General features: G+C 48.9%; 1 pseudogene. It reads left to right on the top strand.

The annotated features are described in order from the left end of the window. Positions 1 to 1,328 (top strand): annotated as a pseudogene (locus tag R7Q09_RS24240) (ribonuclease E); the annotation flags it as partial.

Below are 1,328 nucleotides of genomic sequence, written 5' to 3'. Positions count from 1 at the left end.
ATTCAGCCGTTTGTTTAAAGCACTAGGTAGCTTCCTATTTGGTGGTTCTGAAGAAGTAAAAGAAGAACCAAAACAAGAAGAGAAGAAATCAAACCGCGACAACAAGCGCAACAAACGCGATCGCAACGACCGTCGTCGTAGCAACCAACGCGATAACCGCGAAGGTCGTGAAAACCGTGATAACCGTCGTCGCCGTAAGCCTCGTGAAGAGCAAGCTAATGAGCAAAACGAAGCTCAACAGCCTGCAAACAAACAGCAACCAAACCGTAGCCAGAAGCGTAAGCCAAAACCTCAACAAGCTGAAAAAGCTCAAGAGCCGAAAGCAAACGCGAAAGTAGCGGAAAAAGGCTTGCAACTTGCGGCTGAAGCTCGCTCAGAAGTGAAGCCTGAAGAGAATAAAGCGAAAGCAAACGCGAAAACAGAGAAAGTCAAAGAGCGCCGTCAACGTCGCAAACTGAACAAATCTGTTCGTGTTAAAGATCAACTTGCCGATGAGCAAGTAGAAGAAACAGCAGTGAAAGCAATTGAACCTGTTGAGTCTCAAGTAGATCAAGCCGTTGATACAGCAGCAGACGCACAGCAAGACAACAAGCAAGGTGAATCGAAACAACGTCGTAACCGTCGTTCTCCTCGTCACCTACGAGCAAGTGGTCAACGTCGTCGTCGTGGTCGTGATCGTCGTCCTAACCCATTCCGTCTGCGCAAAGGCGGTGTAGCATCTCCTGAGATGGCAATGGGTAAAGTGATGCCACGTTACATTCCAAAACCAGCGCCTAAGAAGGAAGAGCGAGTTCAGGAAGAAGCGGTTGTGGCAATTGCAACTGTACCTGCTATGCAAGGTGGTTTTGCTTGCCCTGAAATGGCAATGGGTAAAGTCATCATCCGTCGTGAGCAACCTGCGGTAGCTGAAGCACCTGTTGTTGAACCTAAAGTTCAAGAAACAGTAGAAGCTAAAGCTGAATCACCGATTGTTGAAGCTGTAGCGCCTGAAAAGGCAGAGCCAGTAGCGGTTGATCAAGCTCCTGTAGAGCCGATCGTTGAAGTGGCTGAAGCACCTGTTGCGGAAGCAACAACAGAAACAGTTGTTGAAGAAGCTCCGGTTCAAGAGCCAGTCGTTGCAGAAACGGAGGAAGAAGCAGCAACAGAAGTTGCCGTTGAAACTCCAGTAGCAGCGCCAGAGATGAAAGCTGAAGTTATCAACGTTGTTGCTAAGCCACGAGCTAGCGCACCAATGACAAAAGCACCTGGTCCTCAAGAACTACGTGAAATCGAAGTAGCCGCAGCGCCGTTTAAAGCTGAACGCTACCAAGCTAAAGGTGCTGGTAGCC

It is taken from the genome of Vibrio sp. 2130-1 (genome assembly GCF_033339515.1).
This window is presented reverse-complemented; position numbering and strand designations above follow the sequence as displayed.